Source organism: Janthinobacterium agaricidamnosum (genome assembly GCF_003667705.1).
Taxonomy (GTDB): Bacteria; Pseudomonadota; Gammaproteobacteria; order Burkholderiales; family Burkholderiaceae_D; genus Janthinobacterium.
Genome location: NZ_CP033019.1, coordinates 3209688 through 3231399 on the forward strand (window position 1 = coordinate 3209688; position 21712 = coordinate 3231399).

Sequence of the window (21712 nt, forward strand, 5' to 3'; positions counted from 1 at the left end):
CATGCTATACTTTCCGGCAATGCTGAGACTCTTCAAAACATGGCTGATCCTGCTGCTGATCGCGGCGGTGCCGCTGCAGGCGGCGGGCGCCATGCGGGCGTGCGCGCCGCTTGCGGCATCGCCTGCCGCCGCGATGGCAGGGGCTTGCCAGCATCACGCCGTGCAGTCATCCGCCATCACGGACAGCGCCGGCACGCCGGAAGAAAACAAGACCCCTGCCAAGCATGCCGCGTGCGGCGCCTGTTCCCTCTTTTGCCTGGGCGCACTGATGCCGCCCGGCCTCTCCCTGCCTGCCGCCGCCGGCACGGGTGCGCAACGCGTCGCCGCTGCAACGGATACCTTGCTGCCGGGATTCATTCCCGACGGCCCGCGCCGGCCCCCGCGGCCGCTTTCCGCTTAAATTCCAAGCTCGTCCCAAGCAGGCCACTGCGGTGGCCACGATAGCCCTATTCCGTCTGAAAGCGACACATGATCAAACATTACATACTGCGCGGCGCCTTCGCCGCCATGCTGGGCTTGCCCACGTTCGCCATGGCGGCCCTGCCCGTCATTGAAGTCTACAAGAGCGCCTCGTGCGGCTGCTGTTCCGAATGGATCAAGCACCTGGAAGCGAACGGTTTCACGGTGCGCGCGAAAAACGTCGAGATGCCGGCGCAATACCGCAAGCTGGCCGGCATTCCCGACGCGCTCGGCTCCTGCCACACGGGCCTCGTCAACGGCTACGCCATCGAAGGCCATGTGCCGGCCAGCGACATCAAGCAGCTGCTGCGCGAAAAACCCAAGGCGAAGGGCCTGGCCGTGCCGGCAATGCCGATGGGCTCGCCAGGCATGGAAGGGCCGCGCAAGGATGCATACGACGTCTTGCTGGTCAAGAGCAATGGCAGCACCAGTGTTTACAAGCACTACCAGTAAGATGCAGGGCCAGTAAGATGCAGGGAAAATGAAAAACGCCGCCGGAATCGCTTCCGGCGGCGTTTTTTTGTCAGGCAGTAAAGAACTTACTGCCTGTCAGGACTGCATCAGATGGTGTCGAGCACGGCATTCAGGCTGGCGCTAGGACGCATGACCGCTTCCGTCTTCGCGGGATCCGGCAGGTAGTAACCGCCGATATCCGTTTCCTTGCCTTGCACTGCTTTCAGCTCGGCAACGATCTTTTCTTCGTTGTCCGCCAGGGCTTTTGCCACTGGCGCAAAGTGCGCCGCCAGTTCCGCATCATCCTTCTGCGCTGCCAGGGCTTGCGCCCAGTACATGGCAAGGTAGAAATGGCTGCCGCGGTTGTCCAGCTCGCCGGTGCGTGGCGATGGCGACTTGTTGTTGTCCAGCAATTTGCCGGTGGCTTCGTCCAGGGTTTTCGCGAGGATCTTGGCCTTCGCATTGCCCGTCTTGATGCCCATGTCTTCCAGCGACACGGCCAGCGCCAGGAACTCGCCCAGCGAATCCCAGCGCAGATGGTTTTCTTCCACCAGCTGCTTGACGTGTTTCGGTGCCGAACCGCCGGCGCCCGTTTCGTACATGCCGCCACCGGCCATCAATGGCACGATCGACAGCATCTTGGCGGACGTGCCCAGTTCCAGGATCGGGAACAGATCGGTCAGGTAGTCGCGCAGGATGTTGCCGGTCACCGAGATGGTGTCCAGGCCGCGGAAGGCGCGTTCCAGCGTGTAGCGCATGGCGCGCGTCTGCGACATGATCTGGATGTCCAGACCCTTGGTGTCGTGCTCCTTCAGGTAAACCTGTACCTTCTTGATGACTTCGTTCTCGTGCGGACGGTAGGAATCGAGCCAGAACACGGCAGGCATGCCCGAGTTGCGCGCGCGCGTGACGGCCAGCTTGACCCAGTCGCGGATCGGGGCGTCCTTGACCTGGCACATGCGCCAGATATCGCCCTCTTCCACCGTTTGCGTCAGCAGCACTTCGCCCGTTTCCAGGTCGGTGATGTTGGCGGTGCCGCCTTCAGGCACTTCAAACGTCTTGTCGTGCGAACCGTATTCTTCCGCTTGCTGCGCCATCAGGCCTACGTTCGGCACGGTGCCCATGGTCTTCGGATCGAAGTTGCCATGCCATTTGCAGAAGCCGATCATTTCCTGGTAGATGCGTGCGAAAGTCGATTCCGGCATGACTGCCTTGACGTCTTTCGGACGGCCGTCGGCACCCCACATCTTGCCGCCGATACGGATCATGGCCGGCATCGACGCGTCGACGATGATGTCGTTCGGCGAATGGAAGTTGGTGATGCCCTTGGCCGAATCGACCATGGCCAGTTCCGGACGATGCGCGTGGCAGGCGTGCAGGTCCTTGAGGATTTCATCCTTTTGCGACGCTGGCAACGTGTCGATCTTGTCGTACAGGTTGCTCATGCCATTGTTGACATTCACGCCCAGCTTGTCGAACAGTTCGGCGTGCTTGGCAAACGCGTCCTTGTAGAAGATACGCACGCAGTGGCCGAAGACGATCGGGTGCGAGACCTTCATCATGGTGGCCTTGACGTGCAGCGAGAACATCACGCCCGTCTTGAAGGCGTCGTCGATTTCCTTCTCGTAGAACTCCAGCAGTGCTTTCTTGCTCATGAACATGCTGTCGATGATCTCGCCCGCTTGCAGCGAAACCTTCGGTTTCAGCACGATGGTCTTGCCCGAGGCTGTGACCAGTTCCATCTTGACATCGCGCGCTTTTTCCAGGGTCAGCGATTTTTCGCCGTGGTAGAAGTCGCCATGGTGCATGTGCGAGACGTGGGTTTGCGACGACTGGCTCCACTCGCCCATCGAGTGCGGGTGCTTGCGCGCATACTCTTTGACGGCTTTCGGTGCGCGGCGGTCGGAATTGCCTTCACGCAGGACCGGGTTGACCGAGCTGCCGATGCATTTGCCGTAGCGGGCCTTCAAGGCTTTTTCTTCTTCGGTCTTCGCATCTTCCGGATAGTCGGGCAGCTTGTAGCCACGGCCTTGCAGTTCGCGCACGCAAGCGATCAACTGGCCTTGCGAGGCGCTGATGTTCGGCAGCTTGATGATGTTGGTGTCCGGATTCTGGGTCAATTTGCCCAGTTCAGCCAGGGTATTCGGGACTTTTTGCGCGTCCGTCAGGAATTCGGGAAATTCAGCCAGTACACGTGCCGCCACCGAAATATCGCTGGACACCACGTCCACGCCAGCCGGCGCGGTGAATTTTTTGATAATCGGCAGCAGGGAATACGTCGCGAGCAGCGGCGCCTCGTCAGTCAGCGTGTAGATGATTTTGGATTTTTGTGTTGCCATGTTCATTCCCTTGTATGCGGTGATGCCTGGTGGTTAACTTTCTTCATTCCAAACACAGGACGGTTAGCCTTGCTTTGGACGGCTAGTGTGCCGGCGGTGACGCCGTGCTTGCCCACCGCGTATTTTAGACTGTCCTGCCGCTGTTTGTGTATCCGATGGCGACGAATCTTATATAAGACAGCAAATATCCGGAACTACCGGGCCAGAATGGCCATTTTCCGCCTTGAAATGGATGCGGGGCGGCGGCACGGCATGTATGCCGCCTCGAAAAAACATTCCATATTGACAATATCCAAGTGGAAGCGACGTCACGGTCCCTCGTTCTTGACGATGCCGCGCACATTCGTCAGCGCCAGGCAAACGTTCAGCACGATCAAGGCCCAGGCTTCGTCTTGCCAGCCCCAGCACACCCACAGCACGTTGCTGAACAGGAAAACCCAGAACCCGGCAAGGCGCCGCGCGGCCATGCGCGAGCCCACCAGCCAGGCCGCCAGCAGCGAAGCGGCCATGGCGGGCCATTGCAACAGTTCGATAATGTCCGACATGGCGCCTCCTGTGCATCGTTCAGTTGGCAATATTGTCTGTTGTTTTATCAGCGCACGCCTGCCCATCCCGCCCCACTTCCCCGTAAATCCTCAGTCGGCTTGATGTCGATTAAGCCAGCTTATTAAAACAGCCATACGATGAGCGTGCTTGCTTCTTTTATTCATCCATTGTTTGTCTTTTCTCAACTGAAAGGTATTTCAAATGAAACCTGCTATGCGGAAAATCAAGTCAATACGGCAACAATTGGGACAGGGCATGACGGAATACATCGTCATCGTGGCCCTGATCGCCGTCGCCGCCATCGGCGTATATCAATTGTTCGGCGCCACCATACGCAACCAGACGGCCGGTATCGCCATGGAGGTGTCGGGCAAGAACGGCACAGCCGCCATCGCCAAGGCCGGCGGGGCCGCCACCAAGGCCGAGACCGCCGCCAAGGACACGGCGAAGAACAGCCTGTCCACGTACGGCGACCAGGCCACCACCGGCAAGCAGGACTAGGCTGCCGCCGCCAGCGAGCCCCCGAGCCAATGAGCGCCTCATCCACATCATCATGACACCGCTACAGGCAGTCCGCCTGCCCCCCTTCGCGCAACGCCGCCAGCAAGGCCAGGCGCTCATCTATGGCATCGTCGTTCTCATGGGCGGCCTGGCCGCCCTGCTCTTCGTTTTCAATACGGGCCAGCTCACGGCGGAAAAAACCAAGCTCGTCAATACGGCCGACGCCGTCGCCTACAGCGCCGCTGTCATGCAGGCGCGCGCCCTCAATTTCGACGCCTACACCAACCGCGCGCTGATGGCCAACGAGGTCATGATCGCGCAAGCCGTCAGCATCGCCGCGTGGTCCGCCCATGTCGTCAAACATACGGAAAACGTCACCCCCCTCAACTGCCGCAGCTATTACTCCGTGCCGGCGGCGCTGCTGCTGATCGATTACATCCCCGTCTGCTACCTGCTCAGCTTGCCTACCGCCAGGAATACCGCGCAAGCCGTCGACCAGGTGGCGCAGCAAGCAGCGCAGGCCAGCGTGCTGGCGTCCGAAGCGGCCAAGGCCGTCCTGCAGGGGGCGCAGGCGAACATGGCGGCCACCATCCTGCCTGCCCGTAAAACGCTGATGCAGCAGGTGGCCGACGCCAACTATGCGGGCGACGGCAGCGTACATGTCGACAGCATGCCCATCACCGATACGTTCACGCAGTTCGAGGGAAGCAGCTTCATCCGCGCGTATGCGGGCGCCGAACGGGGCCGCTTCAAGCAGGCGGCGCTCGCGGCCGCCCAGCGCGATGCCTTCGTCCGGCAGCGCTCCTGGACCTCGGCCAATCACCTGCCTTGCCTGTTGGGCAACAAGGCGGAGTTCCGCCGGCGCGGCGGTACGGAGCTCGTCGACTTCGACGAGTGGAAAGCCATGGACACGGCGTCGCTGCACCACTGGTCCTGGCATACGCACGGCCTGTTTCGCCTGCCCACCTGCGACGACGATGAAATGCCGCTCGGCTACGGCACGCAGGCGGCGGCCCACGGCACGCCCGACGACAGCGGCGCCGCTTACGGCCAGTCGCGCCCTGGCAATCCCCGCGCCAGCGCCCTGGCCAGCAGCAGCGACTGGCATTACAGCGGTTTGCCCACCTTTTACGACATCGCCGTGCCGGCCCTGGCCTACGCGTCGACGGACCCGCAGCCGCGCCTGACCTTCGCCATCCGCCTGACGCGGGCGAAAGACCAGCTCAGGACATCCGATGGCAGCTCCGGCATCAAGCCGGGCGGCCGCCTGGCCCTCATCGACGGCAAGCCGGCCCACGCCGTGCTGGCGGCAGTGTCCTCCGCACAAGTGTATTTCGAACGGCCAAGCGGGCGCGACGATGGCATGACGGAGTTGGCCAGCCTGTTCAACCCGTATTGGCAAGTGCGCCTCGTGCCGACCTCGGCGGCCGATCTGGCGGCCGCCACAGCAATGGGAGGCGCGCGATGAAGCCGTTTGGCCTGTCCTTGTTGCTCCTGCTTTGCATCCTGCTGCCGGCCAGGGCCAGCACGCAGGCCGAAGATGCCGTGCGTCAAATGCCCATGGTCCACGAAGCGCTGGCGGCGCGCGACGCCACCGTCAAGGTGCACCTGGTCAGCGCGCGCGGCTACCTGAACGGCAAGCCCGGCGACGCGGCCGGCCTGGCCCGCTTGCACGCGGAAGTACAGGCTTGCGTCCAGCGCAACAGCGAACGGGGCATCGCCTCGAAGCCGCCACACGCCTGGCCCGAACATGTCATCAGCATGCGTCTGGACACCTATGCTGCCGTCAACCGCAGCATCGTGTACGCCGCCGGCCTGTCCTATGCCATCGATCCCCGCGATTGCAGTCTGATGGAAGCGCGCACCAGCAAGGCCAGCCTGTCATCGAGCCTGGGGACCTGCGAAGTCGATTTGCTGGCAAAGACGGCGCACGGTCATTGCGATGCCACGGGGCAGGCGCGCGCCGCGCCGCCGCGCCGCCAGCCGCCGATGACGGCGGCGCAAAAGGCCGACATCGTGCGTCTTGCGGCCGGCAGCCCGGCCATGGCCGCATTCGCTGCCGCCATGCAAGCGCACCCGCAGGCGGGCATGGGCGAACGCAAGGTCATCCTCGGCCTGGAATGCGAGGTCCGGCCCAATCCGCTCGACCCGGAAGGCAAGAACTGCGTGTCGCGCGGCGGCTCCTTTTCCTCGCTGGACGCCATCGGCGAAGCAGGCATGTCCGGCATGACCTTGGAAATGAGCTCGTCCAACGGCATCGAGCTGCGCGCCACGCAGGCCAGGCTCGACACCCTGGTGCCGAACGCCGTTTTCGCGCCCTACCTCGAGGGCGGCTTTCGCATCACGCGCCCGGAGAACCGGCCATGAAACGGCACAGCTTTCGCCCCAGGCACGACCGCGGCCAGGCGCTGACGGAGTTTCTCGTGCTCGCCGCCGCCTTGTTGCCGCTGTACCTGCTGCTGCCCCTGATCGCCAAATACCAGGACATCGCCACGCAGGCCGGCATGGCCAGCCGCTACGTCACCTTCGAGGCGATCACGCACAACGATGCGCAGAGTGCCTGGAAGCCGCCGGCAGCCCTGGCCGGCGAAGTGCGCCGGCGCTTTTTCAGCAATGCGGACGCCCCCATCAAGACGGGCGATACGGCCGGTAATTTTCTCGCGCACCAGAACCTGTTCTGGCGCGGGCCTGCCGGCATCGCCCTGATCGCGGACTTCGACAGCGACGTGGCCGTCAGTTTTGGCCCCGGCAACGCGGCCAGCCATGCCGGCGCTTTCACGCCCGCCAGCGACGGCGCACCTTTCAACGGCTTGCCGGGCACCTCCGCAGGCCTGCACACCGCCGACGAACTGGGCTTGCCAAGCCGCGGCATTTACCGGGGCAACGTCAGCGTGCGCCTGGCCAAGTTGCCGGCAGGCATCGTTGCCTATCAACCGTTTGACAGTTTCGACCTGGCCATCCACCGCCATACGAGCGTCGCCATCGATGGCTGGGCAGCCGGGGGACCGGCCCAGGTGCAGTCCCGTCTCGACAGCAAGCTGCTGGTTCCCGCCACGGCGCTGCGCGATGCGGCGGGCGTGGTCAATGCCAGCGTGACCCTGGTGGAAATGGGGCACATCCAAGGTCCGAAGCTGGGGCAGCTCGACTTCTGGCGCGATGTCGTGCCGCCCGACCGACTCAGGTAGGCATTGCGCCATCCAGCTTATCCGCATCAGGGGAGATTGCAGAAATGACAGCAAAACAATATCTTCGGCGTCTATCAGGCGCGGCACTGGCGCTGTTGCTGCCCTGCGGTGCCGCTGTGTCGGCGCCGACAGCCTGGCCCGTGATCGCTGTTCCCACCGGCATTGAAACCTTTGCCACGGGTGGCGAGATGCGCGTCAATGGCCTGCCGCTGCACATGCGCGGCGTGCTGTCGGCCAGGACGCCGGTCCAGGTGGCGGCGCTGTTCCGCGCCAGCCTGGGACAACCGCTGACGGAACACACGCGGGACGGCACGCTGGTGCTGGGACGGGCGCTGGGCGAATTTTACGCCACGGTGCAGCTGCAGCCAGCGGGAAGCGGTACGCGCGGCCTGCTTGCCGTCAGCCACCTGGGCGCCGCGCCGGGGCCGCACGATAGCGCCACGGACAGGCTGCTGTCGCGCTTTCCTGCCGGCTCGCGCTTGCTGACGCAAACGCGTTCGGTGGATGGCCCGCGCCGCGCCGAGTTGCTCACTGTCAGCAACGCCATGGGCGTCGAGAGCAATGTCCGTCACTTGCGGCGCGCCCTCGAAGCGCAAGGCTACACGCTCGAGCATGCGGACTCGGCTGCCAGTGCGCCCGGCGGCGCCACCTCGCTGTTTTTCAAGACCTCCGCCAGTGAAGCGCTCGCGGTGATTTACCGCGACAGCCAGGGCCACACGGCCATCGCCCTGAACACCATCACGCGCCTGGAGTCCGCCAGATGAGGCCCCGCTTCCGCCGCCGGCCGCAAGAGGGGCAATCCAGCGTCGAGTACGCCATCGTCTGCGCCGCGCTGGCCATCGCCCTGGGCGTGGGCATGAGCGGCGAGACCAGCGTGCTCAGGCAACTGCTGGCCGCCTTCAAGTCCGTGTACCAGGACTTCAGCTACGCCATTTCCCTGCCCGGCTGAGCATCATGAAAATTCCCTTTCCCCCGTTTTCGAAGATCAACAAGACCTGGGTGGTACTGGGCGCCGCACTCGCCATCGGCCTGCTCGCCGCCGTCGCCACGCGCAGCTTCCTCAGCTCCCGGGTGGCCGAAATCGAGGCGCGCAATGTGCATCAGACGCTCAGCGTCGTCGTCGCCAAGACGGATCTGGCGCAAAACACGATCTTGTCGAACGACAACGCGGCCGTGCGCAAGATTCCCGTCGAATATGCCCACTCGGGCGCCGTGCAGCCGGGCGATTTCGAGCGTATCGCCGGCAACGCCATCGCGTTTCCCGTCAAGGCGGGTGAAATGATCATGTGGAGCCAGATGGCGGGCAAGCGCGTGCCCACCTTTTCCGCGCGCCTGGCGGCGGGGCGGCGCGCCATCACGGTGGTGGTCGATGAAATCAATTCGATCTCCGGCATGCTGGAACCAGGCGACCTGATCGACCTGATGCTGACCATCGACCAGAACGGCAGGAAGGTCGTGCTACCGCTGTTGCAAAGCATGCAAGTCATGGCCACGGGCCAGCGCTCGGTGGATGACGCGAAAAACGGCGAGGCCGCGCAATTTGCCACCGTCACCCTCGACACCACGCCCGCGCAAGCGCGTAACCTCATCATCGCGCGCGAAAGCGGCAAGCTGACGGCCTTGCTGCGCAATCCGGCGGACAAGGCCGCGCCTGGCCAGCAAGACTATGACCTGTCGTTGCTGTTCGACACCCGGCCGGATAGCCTTCCCCTGCCGCAGCGGCGCGGCATCCCCGTGCTGTATGGCGGCAGCGGCATGCCGGCGCCGCCCGACGCCCTGCGCCTGCAGGGGCATCGCAGCGGTACCGATCCGCCAGTGGCGATGCCGCCGGCGCCAGTGGCCGCCCCACCGCCCATTCCGCTCATCAACGCTGCCGCCGCGCCGCCCTGAGGCGTACCGGCGACAGCCTGCCTTGCGCCAGCGCGCAAGCCACCGCACGCCCTTTGTATGGACACAGTCCCATGAAACGCTACTTCCTCACCCTGCTGCCAGCCCTTTGCGTAACGCTCGTGCTGGGCGCGAGCCTGGCGGCACCGGCCTGCGCCCGCGCCCAAACGGCGTCCCAGGGCGTGATCGAAGGCAAGGCGCCGCTCGCAGCCAGGGCCGGCAGCATGCCAAAGACCGCCAATCCCAGCAGCGCGGCAGCGCGCTACCAGCCCATCGCCAAACAGGACGATGCCGAAGCGGAGCCCGAACTGGAGCTGTACCTGGGCGAATCACGCGTCTTCCCCACGCCGGGCGTGGCGCGCATTGCCGTGGGCAATGGCCAGGTCATCACCGCCAACGCGCTCGACGACAGGGATGTCATCATTTTCGCCAACGGCGCCGGCAACTCCTCGTTGTTCGTCTGGCACCAGGATGGCCGCTACCAGCGCGTAAAAGTCACGGTGCTGCCGCTCGACATGCGCCGCTATGCGCGCGATATCGCCAGCTTTTTGTCGGCCATCCCGAAAGCGAAGGCCAGCGTGGTGGGCGACAAGGTCGTCGTCGAAGGCGATGAATTGTCCGACGCGGACCGCGACAAGGTGGCGGAACTGGCCAGGCGCTATCCGCAAATCGTCAATTTCACCAGCCCCATCGGCTGGGAGCAGATGGTCATGATGGACGTCAAGGTGGTCGAGTTCCCCCGCACGGAACTGCGCGAGCTGGGCCTGAAATGGAGCGCCACGGGCGGCGCGGCCATCGGCGGCATCTGGGCGCCGTCCAGCCGCGGCGATGCGGGCCGCTATGCGATCAACGTGCGCACGGGCGAGGCCAATGCGCCGCCGATCACCGTGCCGAATGGCGGCAACGGCGGTTTCGTGCCCCTGCCCTCGAACCTCACCATCCTCAGCGCCATCAACCTGGGGCTGAACGCGCAGTTACTTGCACTACAACAAAATGGCACTGCCAGCATCCTTGCCGAGCCCCAATTGTCGACGCGCAGCGGCTACAAGGCCAGCTTCCTGGCCGGCGGCGAGATTCCGTATTCCGTCGCCTCCGTCAACGGCGTGACGGTACAGTTCAAGCCCTACGGCATCAAGCTCGACATCGAACCCAAGGTGGGCAGCAATGGCGTCATCCGCGCCGTCATCGAGTCGGAAGTCAGTTCCATCGACGCCTCGCTGTCCACCAGCAGCGGCCCGGCCTTGCTGACGCGGCGCACGCGTACGGAATTCAATGTGCGGCAGGGCGAAACCATCGTCCTTGCCGGACTGCTGCAACGCAATAGCAGCAGCGACGTCGACAAAGTGCCCCTGCTGGGCGACATCCCCATCCTGGGCACTCTGTTCCGCTCGAAGCGCTACCAGAACAAGGAAACGGAGCTGGTGGTATTCGTCACGCCCAGCATCGTCGACAGCCGCAGCGCCGGCCTGGCGGACCGGGCCCGCAGCGCCACGCAACGGCTGGAGCAGCAGCTGGGCCAGCCGCCCCACCTCAGCGATCCCCTGTAGCCCGGCGCGGATGCGGCCCGCTTCAACCAGGCGCCGCCGTCCGTGCCGGCGCAGTGAAGGCCATCATGTTCCAGGTCGACATCCTCCACCCCGACGGCAGCGCCAGGCAAGTCAACGTACCCGACGACTGCATGGTCGGCAGCAAGACCAGCAACGACATCTGGCTCGACAGCTGGCGCATCGGCAAGGAACACGCGCGCCTGCTCAGGACGCCCTCCGGCGTTTTGCTGGAAGACATGGGCTCCTATGCGGGCACCAGCGTCAACGGCGTGCGCATCCGCAGCCAGCACGGCCCGCTGGCGCCGGGCGACGTGATCGCCATCGGCCCCTACAGGCTGCAGGTGCAGGAAGCGGCCAGCGCGGCACGGCCCGTGCAGGCGGCCGCCTTCCACTCGCGCTCGAGCAGCGCCGCCACGCGCAACCAGCGCGCCACGGCGGAAATCCACGCCTCGCGCCTGGCGGCGGAAAAAATGCAGGAACAGTTGCGGCAAACGGCCGACGGCGCCGCGTCGGAAGAGGACTTTGCCATCATCCTGGCGCCGCAGGCACGCCAGCAGCTGGAATTCGAATGGCGCCAGCGCCTGCACGCGATCTTGCTCGAAACCATGGATTTGCGCCGCCACGACGTATCGAAAATGAGCGATGAGCAATTGCGCGCGGAAGCGCGGCGCTACATTCACGACATCATGCGGGCGCAGCGGGCCGAGATCCCTGAGGAACTCGACTATGAACTGCTGGCCAGGCAAGTGCTCGACGAAGCCGTGGGCCTGGGGCCGCTGGAGGAATTGCTCGACGATGCAGGCGTCACGGAAATCATGGTCAACCAGTTCGACCGGATTTATATCGAGCGCGACGGCAAGCTGGAAAGGCATCCGCTGACGTTTACCAGCGAACGGGCCGTGCTGGGCGTCATCGAGCGCATCGTCGCACCGCTGGGCAGGCGCATCGATGAATCCTCGCCCATGGTCGACGCGCGCCTGAAGGATGGCTCGCGCGTCAACGCCATCATCGCGCCGCTGGCCCTGAAAGGCCCGGCATTGACGATCCGCAAGTTCGCCAGATACAAGATGACGGCGGACAATCTCGTGCAACTGGGCGCCCTCAGCGCCGACATGGCCGCTTTCCTGCAAGTGTGCGTGGCGGCGCGCAAGAATATCGTCGTCTCGGGCGGCACCGGTTCCGGCAAGACGACCCTGCTCAACATCCTGTCCAACTTCATTCCCGCGGGCGAGCGCATCATCACGGTAGAAGACGCGGCCGAGCTGCAACTGCACCATGAACACTGGGTCAGCCTGGAGGCGCGCCCCGCCAATGTCGAGGGCAAGGGCGCCGTTTCCATCCGCGAACTGGTGCGCAACACCCTGCGCATGCGCCCCGACCGCATCGTCGTTGGCGAATGCCGGGGCGGCGAGGCGCTCGACATGCTGCAGGCGATGAACACGGGCCACGACGGTTCGCTGACCACCCTGCACGCCAACAGCCCGCGCGACGCCCTGGCGCGCCTGGAAACCATGGTCTTGATGGCCGGTATGGAATTGCCCCTGTCTGCCATCCGCGACCAGGTCGCCTCCGCCATCCACCTGATCGTGCAGCAGACGCGCTTTGCCTGCGGCACGCGCCTGGTCAGCAGCATCACGGAAATCACGGGCATGGAAAGCGGCAAGTTCCAGATGCAGGAACTGTTCCGTTTCGTCCACCTCGGCTACGGCGGCGCGGGCGAAGGCGAAGGCGAAGGCACTACCGTACGCGGCTATTTCAGCGGCTGCGACCTGCTGCCGGGCTTTTACGAGGCCTTGCGCAGCCAGGGCCAGCCGCTCGACACGACGATCTTCCGCCAGCGGGAGGCGACATGAACAGCGCCATGAACGCCGCCCACATGCTGCTGTTCATCACCGCCATCGCCGCCCTGGCGGCGGCCATCCTCGCCTGGCTGGTGATCGACATCGGTATCGCCACCATGCTGCGCTACCGCGCCCACTTCACGGAACGCACGCGTTTCCAGGTGCGCGAATTCTTCCTGTTCGTCGATCCCGCGCGCATCTTCCTGGCCCACGCGGCCACCATGACCCTGGGCGCCATCATCGCCGGGCTGGCCAGCGGCAGCATGCTGGTGGCCGCCCTGGCCTTCCTCGGCCTGGCCCTGCTGCCGCGCGCCGTGTATGCCTGGCTGCGCCGGCGGCGCCTGCGCAAGTTCGAAGAGCAGTTGCCGGACGCGCTGATGATGCTGGCCGGTGCCCTGCGCGCGGGCCTGAGCCTGAACCTGGCCATGTCGCAGCTGGTCATCGAGGCGCAGGCGCCGCTGGGCCAGGAATTTACCCTGCTGCTGCGCGAGCAGCGCCTGGGCGTGACCCTGGAGCAAAGCTTGAACGGCCTGGTGCGGCGCATTCCTACCCAGACCACGATCCTCGTGGTGTCGGCCATGCGCATCGCCACGGAAACGGGCGGCGGGCTGGCGGAAATGCTCGAACGCACGGCCAGCACGGTGCGCAACCGATTGCACATCGAAGGCAAGATCCGCGCGCTGACGTCGCAGGGCAAGTTGCAGGCGTGGATAGTCGGCCTCTTGCCCGTCACCCTGATGCTCGTGCTCGACCACATGGAGCCGCAGGCGATGGACCAGCTGTGGCACACGCGCATGGGCTGGGGGGCGCTGGCCGTCATTGCCAGCCTTGAAGTGCTGGGCATCCACGTCATCCGGCGCATCGTCGCCATCGATGTCTAGGCGCCGCCATGTCTCCCACCCGCATCGAACTCACCATCACTGCCCTGGCCATGCTGTCCGGCCTGGCCATGGCGCTGCTGGCGACTTTGCTGGCCAGGACGGTGGCCGCCATCCCGGCCGAGGACCGCAGCTACAAGGATGCGCCGCCCCTCGCCTTCCGCCTGCTGTGGTGGCCCATCCACTGGGGCGGCCATGCGCTGCGCCCTTTCATTGCCAGGGCGCCCACGGCCTCGCTGCCCGTGCGCTTGCGCAAGGCGGGCCTGGACTACAGTCTCAGCCCCTCGCAATTCGTCGCGGCGCGGCTGCTGTGCGCGCTGATCGTCGCCGCATTTTCGTGCTGGGTGCTCGATTCGCTGGGCCAGGGCAGCCGCAGCGGCGTCGGCGCCGCCCGCTACTGGCAGGCAGGGCTTGCCGGCGCCGGATCCGGCTGGTGCTACCCGGCTATCTGGCTGCGCGACCGCATGGCGCTGCGCAGGAGCGCGCTGAACAAGTCCCTGCCCTTCTACCTCGACCTCATCACCCTGTGCGTGGAAGCGGGACTCAATCTGCAGGGCGCGCTGCAACAGGCTGCGCTGAAAGGGCCGAAAGGCGCGCTGTGCGACGAAATCAAGCGCGTGCTGCGCGATGTGCGTAGCGGCAAGGCGCGTGCCGACGCGCTGCGCGCCATGAGCGAACGGGTGCAGGAACCGGCCGTGACCAATTTCGTCACGGCGCTGATCCAGGCTGAACGCATGGGCATGAACCTGGGACCCGTGCTGCGGGCACAAGCGGATCAGCGGCGCTCCGAGCGCTTTCTGCGCGCCGAAAAACTGGCCATGGAAGCGCCCGTCAAGCTGCTGTTTCCCCTCATCGCCTTCATCTTTCCCTGCACCTTCATCGTCCTGTTCTTTCCCATCGTCGTGCAATTCATGCAGTCGGGCCTATAAGGAGCCGCCATGCCCACACGCCATTCCAGCATCCTGCACACGGCCAGCGGTGCGCACGCGCTGGACCTGCGCCTGGCGGACAGCTTTCTCACGCGCCTGCGCGGCCTGATGCTGGCCGCCCCGCTGCATGGCGCGCAAGGCTTGCTGATCACGCGCTGCACCAGCGTGCATGCGGCCTGCATGCGCTATCCCATCGACGTGGTCTACCTGGACCGCCACGGCGTCGTCACCCGCTGCGCCGCCGGCCTGCGCCCGTGGCGCGCCAGCTTCGGCGGCCTCGGCTGGCGTGCGCCGCGCACGGCGCACACGCTGGAACTGGCCGCCGGCGCCATCGCGGCCCTGCACATTCGTCCTGGCGACCGCCTGCAGCATCCACGGCTGGAAGCTGCGCCCGCAACGGTGGCCGGCATGCGGGACAAGACCCAGCGCGGCTCGGCGATGATCGAATTTACCGTGGTCGGCCCCATCATCACCCTGCTCGGGCTGTCGATCCTGCAATACGGCATGTTGTTTTTTGCCAGGACACAAATCAACTACGCGGCCTTCATGGCCGCGCGCGAAGGGGCCGTCGCCCATGCCAGCGTCAGCAGCGCCTACGCGGCGTACACGCGCGCGCTGATCCCCCTGTACGGCGGCGGCCAGACGCCAGCCCAGCTCGCCGCTTCGCTGGCCAAAGCGAACGCAGACCTCGGCGCCAACGGCACCGGTAACGCCAGCATCGAGCTGCTCAACCCGACCCGGCAAAGTTTTGATGACTGGAACGACGTGCACAGGCAAATCGCGCTGCATACGGGCAACCGCCGCGTCATCCCGTACAGCGGCCAGAGCCTGAAGGAGCAGAAAGTGGGCCCTACTTCCGGCCAAACCATCCAGGACGCCAACCTCATCAAGCTGCGCATCACGCATGGCTACCTGCCAAAAGTTCCCCTGGTCAAGAACCTGTATGCCACCTACCTGAAATGGCTGGACCCGCACACGGACGCCTTTCATACCAAACTGCTGGACAGCGGCCGCATACCCGTGGTCACGCACGTCACCGTACACATGCAGTCCGACGCCATCGAGGGCAACAGCCCCGTTTCCACGCCGGGGCCGGGCAACGGCGGAGCGCCCGTCAACCCCGGCAACCCGCCCGTCACAGACCTGCCGCCGCCCGCGTGCGACAACCTCAGTTGCACCGATCCGCCCGTGACGCCGCCCCCTTGCAACCCGTTCACGGACCCGCGGCATTGCGTGCCGGAACCGTGCTCCATCGTCTGCTGCGAACCGAGCTGAGGTAAACCATGTTGCCATCTCTATATATTCATCGTCTGCGTCCCCGCAGTATCAGCCTGCCGGCCTGGTTCTTGTTATCCTGCATGCTATCTTTTACCTTGCCCGCGCGCGCCTGCGGCCCCGAACCGGGCGGCCCCCCGTCCCCCTGCAGCGGCGCCGTCGCCGGCGTGGGCGGCAGCGGCGGTCCCGATGCGGGCGCGGGCAATCCCATCAACGTCATCACCGGCAATAAATACCAGCGCGAGGAAGACTTGCCCGCCCTGCCCGGCGTGCTGGGAGTGGAAATCGTACGTCACTACAACAGCGCCTACAGCAAGCCAGGCAGCCCCAACGGTCCCATGGGACGCGAATGGAAACTGTCGTATGAAACCGAACTGATCGACAAATTCGGCCGCATCCAGATCCTGCAGGCCGACGGCGCCCGCGTCATCTTCGACCGCGATCGACGGCATCCGGACCTGTGCAGCACGGCGCTGCCGGCCCACGGCCGCCTGACGCTGGCGCCCCAGGCCAACGGCGCCAGCGACTACACCTGGACCCTGCCCGACGGGCGCCGCCTGCATTTCAATACCTTGGGCAAGCTCGACAGCATCACGGCCGCCACGGGCGAAATGCTCAGGCTGCTGTATGACGACAACCATCTGCTGGTGCAAGTGACCGACCCGCAAGGCCGCAGCCTGCACCTGCGCTACCTGGCGCCCACCTCGGCAGGCGCCAGGGCCGGCACGCAATTTCGCGGCGTGCAACACATCGACAGCCCCGTGGGACGCTTTTCCTACGACTACGGCGGCGCGCCGCCACCGGGAGCACTGTCCTTCGAGCGGCGCATCCTGCTGGCCAACCTGCTGCGCGTGCACTTGCCGGCGGGCGACAAGGCGCAGCCCGCTGTCAGCCGCCGCTACCACCACGAAGACCCGCGCCTGCCCTGGCTGCTGACGGGCATCAGCATCGAAACCGGCAGCGCCGGCGGCCCGCCCGTGGCCACGCGCTACGCCACCTTCGGCTACGACAGCAACGGCCGCGCCAACCTCAGCACGCATGCCGGCAATGTCGGCAAGGTCACGCTCGATACCAGCGAGGGGGGAAAAACCGTGCTCACCAACAGCCTGGGCCAGCGCACCGTCTACCGCCACGCCATCGTCGGGGGCCAGCAGCGCCTGCTGGAAGTACGCGGCGCCGGCTGCGCCAGCTGCGGCGAAAGCAATGTGCGCTACGCCTACGACAAGCTGGGGCAACTACTGGAAACGACCCGCCTGGACGACAAGGGCGAGCCCGTCAGTGCCAACTGGCGCGAACTGGATCCGCTGGGCCGCACCGTCCGCGCCGGCAGCGTGACATACCAGCACGGCAAGCGGGGCATCGCGCAATGGCGGCTACGCCTGGAATACGCGGGCGACGATCCCGCGCCCACGCTGATCGCCCGCCCCAGCGTCGTGCCGGGCAAGGAGCGGCAAACGCGCATCGATTACAACGCCATGGGCCAGGTCCTGCGCGTGACGCAGACGGGCTGGGTGCCAGGCCACGACGGCCAGCAGGCAACGGCCGCCATCGCGCGCACCACCAGTTACCAGTACGCCATCATCGCCGGCCACAGCCTGCTGACCCGTACCGACGGCCCCCTGCCCAACGGCAAGACGGGCACGCCGTCGGACTCCGACGTCACCGTGTTTGAATATGGCCAGCCGGCGGACAAGAGCGACGCGGGCAAGCTGGCGCGGTATGACGAACATGGAACAAACGACGTCCCCCTGACCGCCATCATCGCGCCTGGCAATCTCAAGCGCGCGTTCACCTATGACGGCGCCGGCCGCATCGCCACCATCTCCGATGCGCTCGGTCAGATCACGCAGTACGCCTACACGCCGTGCGGCCAGTTAATGCGCCAGACGCGCGACGGCGCGACGTATGCGGCGCGTTACGACGGCCTGGGTAATCCGTTCGAAATCGCATACAGCGACCAGGCAGGCCAGCAGTCGCTTGCCCGCCTGGGTTACGACGCCGCCGGCCGCCGCATCTGGAACGCCTCACACCTGGGCATCGTGACGCGCCATCGCTACGACACGGAAAACCGCCTGCTCGACACCACCACGCAATCGAGTACCATCAAGCAAACCCTTGGCTACCGCTACGACCCGTTGGGCCATCTGCTGGCCATGACCGATGCGAATGGCGCGCGCTCGACGATCAGGTGGAACGCACGCGGCCTGCCTGATACGGTGGCCGATGCGCTGGGGCGCGTCACGCGTTTGCGGCATGACGCCATGGGCAATATCGTCGGCGTGACGCAGTGGGCGAACACGCCGGAGGCATTGGGACAAAACACGGAAACCCGCTTCGAACGCGATATCGACGGTCAGCCCACTGCCGTGACAGCGCCAAACGGCGCCACCACCCGCTATCTGCGCGATGATTTCGGCCAGGTCATCGCCACCATCAGCCCCGACAGCGGCATGACACGCCGGCAATTCGACGCCGCCGGCAGGCTGATAGCGGGCACCGACGCCATGGGGAACCAGGCCAGCTACGCCTACGATGGCGCCGGGCGCATCGTGCGCCAGGTCATCACCGATGTCGGCACTCCGGCCGGCCAGCGCCAGACCGTCACCACCTGGCGCTACGCGGGCGCACACCTGGTCGCCATCGATCACCCGCTACAAGCCGAACGCTACAGCCATGACGCGCATGGGCGCCTGTCCGTCAAGACCGTCATCATCACGCTCCACGGCGGCAAACAGGCCAGCTATCACACCCGTTACCGCTATGACAGCCTGGGGCAGCTGAGCGGCATCAGCTTGCCGGACGGCAGCCTGCTCGAATACCGGCGCAATGGCCAGCAGCAAGTAGTCGCGCTTGAGCGCCAACGCGTCCACATTCCCTGGCTGCGCTGGCTGCTGCCAGGGACAAGCATCGTCAAGGACCTGGAGCGCGACGTGATGGGCCTCAAGCGCTACACCTATGGTAACGGCATCGAAGCCCTTTACCAGCGCAGCAAGGAAGGGGCGCTGGCGCGCATCGTCTACCGCAACGTGCGGGGGGACCAATCCGGGCAGCAAGCCGTCTTGGCGTTGCAAGCCGTGCTGGGCATCGGCCAGGCCGTGGCCGCGCCGAAATCCGCGCTGCCAGCCGAAAATGCGCAGCACGCCGCTCAGGCTGGCGCGTTGGGCCTGCCACCCGATCCGGCCGCCCTGCTCGATCACCGCTACCTGTGGGACGTGCAGGGCAACTTGCTGTATACGAGGGACAGGGACGCTGCCAGCAGCTACGCCTACGATGCCCACGACCGCCTGATTGCGGCGGCAACGGCCGCCCCGGCCCCGTCAACGGCGGCAAGCTTCGACCGCTACCACTACGACAGCGGCGGCAACCGCCTTATCAGCCAGGAAGAGATCGCCAGCCAGGATGAACTGCGGCGCAACACCGTCCGCGCCAGCGATACGAAAGACGCCCGCTACGACGCGGCCGGCCAGCCGCAGCGCATCGGCCAGCGCCGCTATGCATGGGATGCGCTGGGCAGGCTGTTGTCAGTGCATCAGGGTCAGGACCTGCTGGCGCGCTACCGCTACAACCATCGCGGGCTGCGCATCGCCAAGGAAGTGCGCGGGATGCGTACTTATTATCTGTACGACGACGACAGAAAGCTGCTGGCGGAACTCGATGCCGACGGCAAGGTCAGCCGGCAATACATCTATCTTGCCGGCCAGCCGCTGGCGCTGATCGACACGGCGGCCGACGCCGCCGCCGAATTACGGGAACAGCGTGGGCCGCTGGCGCAAGCCATGGCCGACATCTCGGCCATCTGGAAGGCGTGGTTCAGCCGCGGCGAGAGCATCGCCTTCCTGCACAACAACCATCTGGGGGCGCCCGAGCTGGCTACCGACGCCCATGGCAAGCCCGTGTGGCAAGCCGCATATGCGCCATTTGGCAAGTTAAGAAAAACAAACACCCAGTACGCCTTCCAGCTCAAGCTGCGCCTGCCGGGCCAGTATGCCGACCAGGAAACGGGCTTGTACTACAACGACCAGCGCTATTACGACCCGGCCCAGGGCCGTTACCTGACGCCCGACCCGCTGGGCCTGCGCGCCGGCGCCAACAGCTATGCCTATGTCGCGGGCAATCCGCTCAAGTATGTCGATCCGAACGGGCTGATCCTGTTTGCGTTTGATGGCACGGGCAATAGCGAACATCCGAAGCCGGACAGTTCGATTTCCAATGTGCTGAAGTTCTACGAGGTCTATGACCAGATCAAAAATGGAAAGGCTTTTTATATCACCGGCATCGGCACCACCAACCCGGATATGCCCTACGCCGGCAGCGCCATTACGGGCGAAGGCTTCGACCAGCGCGTGAGCCTGGGGCTTACCTTTCTCAACGACTACATCAAAGAAAGCGCGAACACTGGTCTCCTGGATATTGACGTGGTGGGTTTTAGCCGAGGTGCAGCAGAGGCACGCTTTTTTCTCAATGTCGTTGCCGACAACCTCAAGAAAAATGACGGCGCCTATGTGACTGATGGGAAAAGCCGCTGCCTGAACCTGCGCTTTGAAGGTCTGTGGGATACCGTGCCGCATCTCGGCATACTGCATGAAGGTGAAAAGCAATACTTCTTTTCAGTACCGGCCGCCGTCAAATACGCGGTGCATGCAGTCGCGCTGAACGAGCACCGCGGTGGGCCGCCTGACTTCGATCTGCGCTCCATCATGGACAGACCCGGCCAGACCAGTTCGGCGAACCGCCTCGAAAAGGCGTTCATTGGTAGCCATTCCGACATCGGCGGCGGCTTCGGCACCGGCGACCTGTCCGATGTGGCGCTGATGTGGATGGTTGAACAGGCGAAGGGACAGGGAATCGCCATAAGCGAAAAAAAACTAGAAAAAAATGGATGGGACATTATCACTAATCCCATCTTGCATGACCGGAGCGGCAACAGGTTCAACAGCGACGACATTACCGTCACCAGATACGTCGGCTATGAAAACGGCAAGGAAGTATCGCAGACGGACGCGGTCTTCGATGGCAAGCGAACCTCGGACACCAACGATTTCATCAATTTTTTTCCCGATGCTTACAAGTGCGGCACGATGGCCAATCCCGATATCGGGCTGGTGGACATGAACAAATACAAGCTCTGGCTGGCCAGTTATGGCTTAAGCATCACCACCGGCCCCATCGTCAACGCTTCCTGCAAGGCACCATCATGAAAACATATCTGCTCCAGGCAGTTTGCTTCCTGGCGGCCATCGCCCTCTGCACTGCCTGTGCCGCGCCACACTCGCAGCAAGGCCCCGGCATGATCGTGACCTTCAGCAACGGCATCAAAGGAAAAGAGGTCGACGTGCTGCGTGCGCGAACGGCGAACGGCGTATTTTTTCCGACCCCTGGCTCCCTGGGACCCGACAAGAATCCCATGACTGGCGGCAAGACCATGGGTGCCGCGCCGGATGGCCGCGAACTGCCGCATTGGGTGGAGTTCGAATGGCAGGTATGGCCCTATCCCTACCCGGACAGGCCTTCTGATCCTGTAGCGCGGCAAGTCTGGAGTGACGGCGTGCATGCCATGTCCCGCTCGCTGCCCATCCAGACGGCCCGCGTCGCCGTCCAGTCACGCGTGCCGCAAGACGTCATCGACGAAGTACTGGCGTCGAACAGGCAAAGAGCGCCGCGGGCGCTGCCGGACAAGATGCTGTGGGTGTATTTCATCTGGTACGAGACGGGCATCAAACTCCGCTGGAAACTGAAAAGCAGCTGCTGTGGCTTGTTGCGCGAAGGCGGCGACGAGCTTGCGCCATGACCAAAACCCCAGGCAACCAGCACCGGCCGGCGCGCCCGCCGTGGCCGTCCCCCCCCCCACCTTCAACGCTTCCTGCAAGGCGCC

Annotated in this window: 18 protein-coding genes; 16 read left to right on the forward strand and 2 right to left on the reverse strand. The window is 64.8% G+C overall.

The window, feature by feature from the left end; translation table 11 throughout:
• The first annotated feature begins 19 nt into the window (after positions 1 to 19).
• Together D9M09_RS14430 and D9M09_RS14435 are read left to right on the forward strand one after the other, a co-directional pair.
• Entirely contained in the window at positions 20 to 400 is a 381-nt protein-coding gene (locus tag D9M09_RS14430) for a DUF2946 family protein (RefSeq protein ID WP_121669671.1), read from the forward strand.
• A 68-nt stretch (positions 401 to 468) separates the two neighbouring features.
• Positions 469 to 912 carry a DUF411 domain-containing protein gene (locus D9M09_RS14435; RefSeq protein WP_070218523.1) on the forward strand — a complete coding sequence of 148 codons (444 nt, stop codon included), beginning with the start codon at positions 469 to 471 and terminating at the stop codon, positions 910 to 912.
• A gap of 107 nt (positions 913 to 1019) precedes the next feature.
• On the opposite strand, the gene D9M09_RS14440 is transcribed toward D9M09_RS14435, so the two are convergent.
• Both D9M09_RS14440 and D9M09_RS14445 read right to left on the reverse strand, forming a co-directional pair.
• Positions 1020 to 3251 carry an NADP-dependent isocitrate dehydrogenase gene (locus D9M09_RS14440; RefSeq protein WP_070218577.1) on the reverse strand — a complete coding sequence of 744 codons (2232 nt, stop codon included), beginning with the start codon at positions 3249 to 3251 and terminating at the stop codon, positions 1020 to 1022.
• Between the two features lie 308 nt (positions 3252 to 3559).
• Positions 3560 to 3796 carry a hypothetical protein gene (locus D9M09_RS14445; RefSeq protein ID WP_070218524.1) on the reverse strand — a complete coding sequence of 79 codons (237 nt, stop codon included), beginning with the start codon at positions 3794 to 3796 and terminating at the stop codon, positions 3560 to 3562.
• A gap of 256 nt (positions 3797 to 4052) precedes the next feature.
• On the opposite strand from D9M09_RS14445, the gene D9M09_RS14450 reads away from it, so the two are divergent.
• The 14 genes from D9M09_RS14450 to D9M09_RS14515 all read left to right on the forward strand — a co-directional run bounded on the left by D9M09_RS14450 (position 4053) and on the right by D9M09_RS14515 (position 21628).
• Entirely contained in the window at positions 4053 to 4298 is a 246-nt protein-coding gene (locus D9M09_RS14450) for a Flp family type IVb pilin (protein ID WP_070218525.1), read from the forward strand.
• A gap of 52 nt (positions 4299 to 4350) precedes the next feature.
• Positions 4351 to 5766, forward strand: coding sequence for a pilus assembly protein TadG-related protein (locus D9M09_RS14455; RefSeq protein ID WP_121669672.1), 1416 nt, complete (start codon positions 4351 to 4353; stop codon positions 5764 to 5766).
• Complete coding sequence (locus D9M09_RS14460; RefSeq protein ID WP_121669673.1) at positions 5763 to 6665, forward strand: hypothetical protein; 903 nt, start codon at positions 5763 to 5765, stop codon at positions 6663 to 6665. Before D9M09_RS14455 ends, D9M09_RS14460 begins: the two co-directional genes overlap by 4 nt.
• A complete protein-coding gene (locus D9M09_RS14465; protein ID WP_121669674.1) occupies positions 6662 to 7483 on the forward strand; it encodes a hypothetical protein in 822 nt (273 codons plus the stop codon). The genes D9M09_RS14460 and D9M09_RS14465 overlap by 4 nt, the downstream gene beginning before the upstream one ends.
• 116 nt (positions 7484 to 7599) lie before the next feature.
• Entirely contained in the window at positions 7600 to 8247 is a 648-nt protein-coding gene (locus tag D9M09_RS14470) for a hypothetical protein (RefSeq protein ID WP_162995688.1), read from the forward strand.
• The gene (locus D9M09_RS14475; RefSeq protein ID WP_070291499.1) at positions 8244 to 8432 is read left to right on the forward strand and encodes a Flp family type IVb pilin; all 189 of its coding nucleotides are present in this window, start codon (positions 8244 to 8246) and stop codon (positions 8430 to 8432) included. The genes D9M09_RS14470 and D9M09_RS14475 overlap by 4 nt, the downstream gene beginning before the upstream one ends.
• Positions 8433 to 8437: 5 nt before the next feature.
• A complete protein-coding gene (cpaB, locus tag D9M09_RS14480) occupies positions 8438 to 9373 on the forward strand; it encodes a Flp pilus assembly protein CpaB (protein ID WP_070312485.1) in 936 nt (311 codons plus the stop codon).
• Between the two features lie 71 nt (positions 9374 to 9444).
• Positions 9445 to 10917: a type II and III secretion system protein family protein gene (locus tag D9M09_RS14485; RefSeq protein WP_121669676.1), complete on the forward strand. Its 1473-nt coding sequence runs from the start codon at positions 9445 to 9447 to the stop codon at positions 10915 to 10917.
• A 65-nt stretch (positions 10918 to 10982) separates the two neighbouring features.
• Positions 10983 to 12770, forward strand: a complete 1788-nt coding sequence (locus tag D9M09_RS14490; RefSeq protein ID WP_121671095.1) for an ATPase, T2SS/T4P/T4SS family — start codon at positions 10983 to 10985, stop codon at positions 12768 to 12770.
• Positions 12767 to 13639: a type II secretion system F family protein gene (locus D9M09_RS14495; RefSeq protein ID WP_240453375.1), complete on the forward strand. Its 873-nt coding sequence runs from the start codon at positions 12767 to 12769 to the stop codon at positions 13637 to 13639. Before D9M09_RS14490 ends, D9M09_RS14495 begins: the two co-directional genes overlap by 4 nt.
• Before the next feature lie 8 nt (positions 13640 to 13647).
• Positions 13648 to 14565: a type II secretion system F family protein gene (locus D9M09_RS14500; RefSeq protein WP_121669678.1), complete on the forward strand. Its 918-nt coding sequence runs from the start codon at positions 13648 to 13650 to the stop codon at positions 14563 to 14565.
• 9 nt (positions 14566 to 14574) lie between these two features.
• Positions 14575 to 15840 (forward strand): DUF192 domain-containing protein, encoded by a 1266-nt coding sequence (locus D9M09_RS14505; protein WP_121669679.1) that lies wholly within the window; start codon positions 14575 to 14577, stop codon positions 15838 to 15840.
• Between the two features lie 83 nt (positions 15841 to 15923).
• The gene (locus D9M09_RS14510; protein WP_162995689.1) at positions 15924 to 21038 is read left to right on the forward strand and encodes a phospholipase effector Tle1 domain-containing protein; all 5115 of its coding nucleotides are present in this window, start codon (positions 15924 to 15926) and stop codon (positions 21036 to 21038) included.
• On the forward strand, positions 21035 to 21628 hold the full coding sequence (locus D9M09_RS14515; protein WP_070218537.1) for a hypothetical protein: 594 nt from the start codon (positions 21035 to 21037) through the stop codon (positions 21626 to 21628). The genes D9M09_RS14510 and D9M09_RS14515 overlap by 4 nt, the downstream gene beginning before the upstream one ends.
• Positions 21629 to 21712 lie beyond the last annotated feature (84 nt).

Excerpts from the sequence above, each read along its gene's own strand:
- D9M09_RS14430 (WP_121669671.1), top strand. The coding sequence starts at position 20 with ATGCTGAGACTCTTCAAAACATGGCTGATCCTGCTGCTGATCGCGGCG.
- D9M09_RS14435 (WP_070218523.1), top strand. The coding sequence starts at position 469 with ATGATCAAACATTACATACTGCGCGGCGCCTTCGCCGCCATGCTGGGC.
- D9M09_RS14440 (WP_070218577.1), bottom strand. The coding sequence starts at position 3,251 with ATGGCAACACAAAAATCCAAAATCATCTACACGCTGACTGACGAGGCG.
- D9M09_RS14445 (WP_070218524.1), bottom strand. The coding sequence starts at position 3,796 with ATGTCGGACATTATCGAACTGTTGCAATGGCCCGCCATGGCCGCTTCG.
- D9M09_RS14450 (WP_070218525.1), top strand. The coding sequence starts at position 4,053 with ATGACGGAATACATCGTCATCGTGGCCCTGATCGCCGTCGCCGCCATC.
- D9M09_RS14455 (WP_121669672.1), top strand. The coding sequence starts at position 4,351 with ATGACACCGCTACAGGCAGTCCGCCTGCCCCCCTTCGCGCAACGCCGC.
- D9M09_RS14460 (WP_121669673.1), top strand. The coding sequence starts at position 5,763 with ATGAAGCCGTTTGGCCTGTCCTTGTTGCTCCTGCTTTGCATCCTGCTG.
- D9M09_RS14465 (WP_121669674.1), top strand. The coding sequence starts at position 6,662 with ATGAAACGGCACAGCTTTCGCCCCAGGCACGACCGCGGCCAGGCGCTG.
- D9M09_RS14475 (WP_070291499.1), top strand. The coding sequence starts at position 8,244 with ATGAGGCCCCGCTTCCGCCGCCGGCCGCAAGAGGGGCAATCCAGCGTC.
- cpaB (WP_070312485.1), top strand. The coding sequence starts at position 8,438 with ATGAAAATTCCCTTTCCCCCGTTTTCGAAGATCAACAAGACCTGGGTG.
- D9M09_RS14485 (WP_121669676.1), top strand. The coding sequence starts at position 9,445 with ATGAAACGCTACTTCCTCACCCTGCTGCCAGCCCTTTGCGTAACGCTC.
- D9M09_RS14490 (WP_121671095.1), top strand. The coding sequence starts at position 10,983 with ATGTTCCAGGTCGACATCCTCCACCCCGACGGCAGCGCCAGGCAAGTC.
- D9M09_RS14495 (WP_240453375.1), top strand. The coding sequence starts at position 12,767 with ATGAACAGCGCCATGAACGCCGCCCACATGCTGCTGTTCATCACCGCC.
- D9M09_RS14500 (WP_121669678.1), top strand. The coding sequence starts at position 13,648 with ATGTCTCCCACCCGCATCGAACTCACCATCACTGCCCTGGCCATGCTG.
- D9M09_RS14505 (WP_121669679.1), top strand. The coding sequence starts at position 14,575 with ATGCCCACACGCCATTCCAGCATCCTGCACACGGCCAGCGGTGCGCAC.
- D9M09_RS14510 (WP_162995689.1), top strand. The coding sequence starts at position 15,924 with ATGCTATCTTTTACCTTGCCCGCGCGCGCCTGCGGCCCCGAACCGGGC.
- D9M09_RS14515 (WP_070218537.1), top strand. The coding sequence starts at position 21,035 with ATGAAAACATATCTGCTCCAGGCAGTTTGCTTCCTGGCGGCCATCGCC.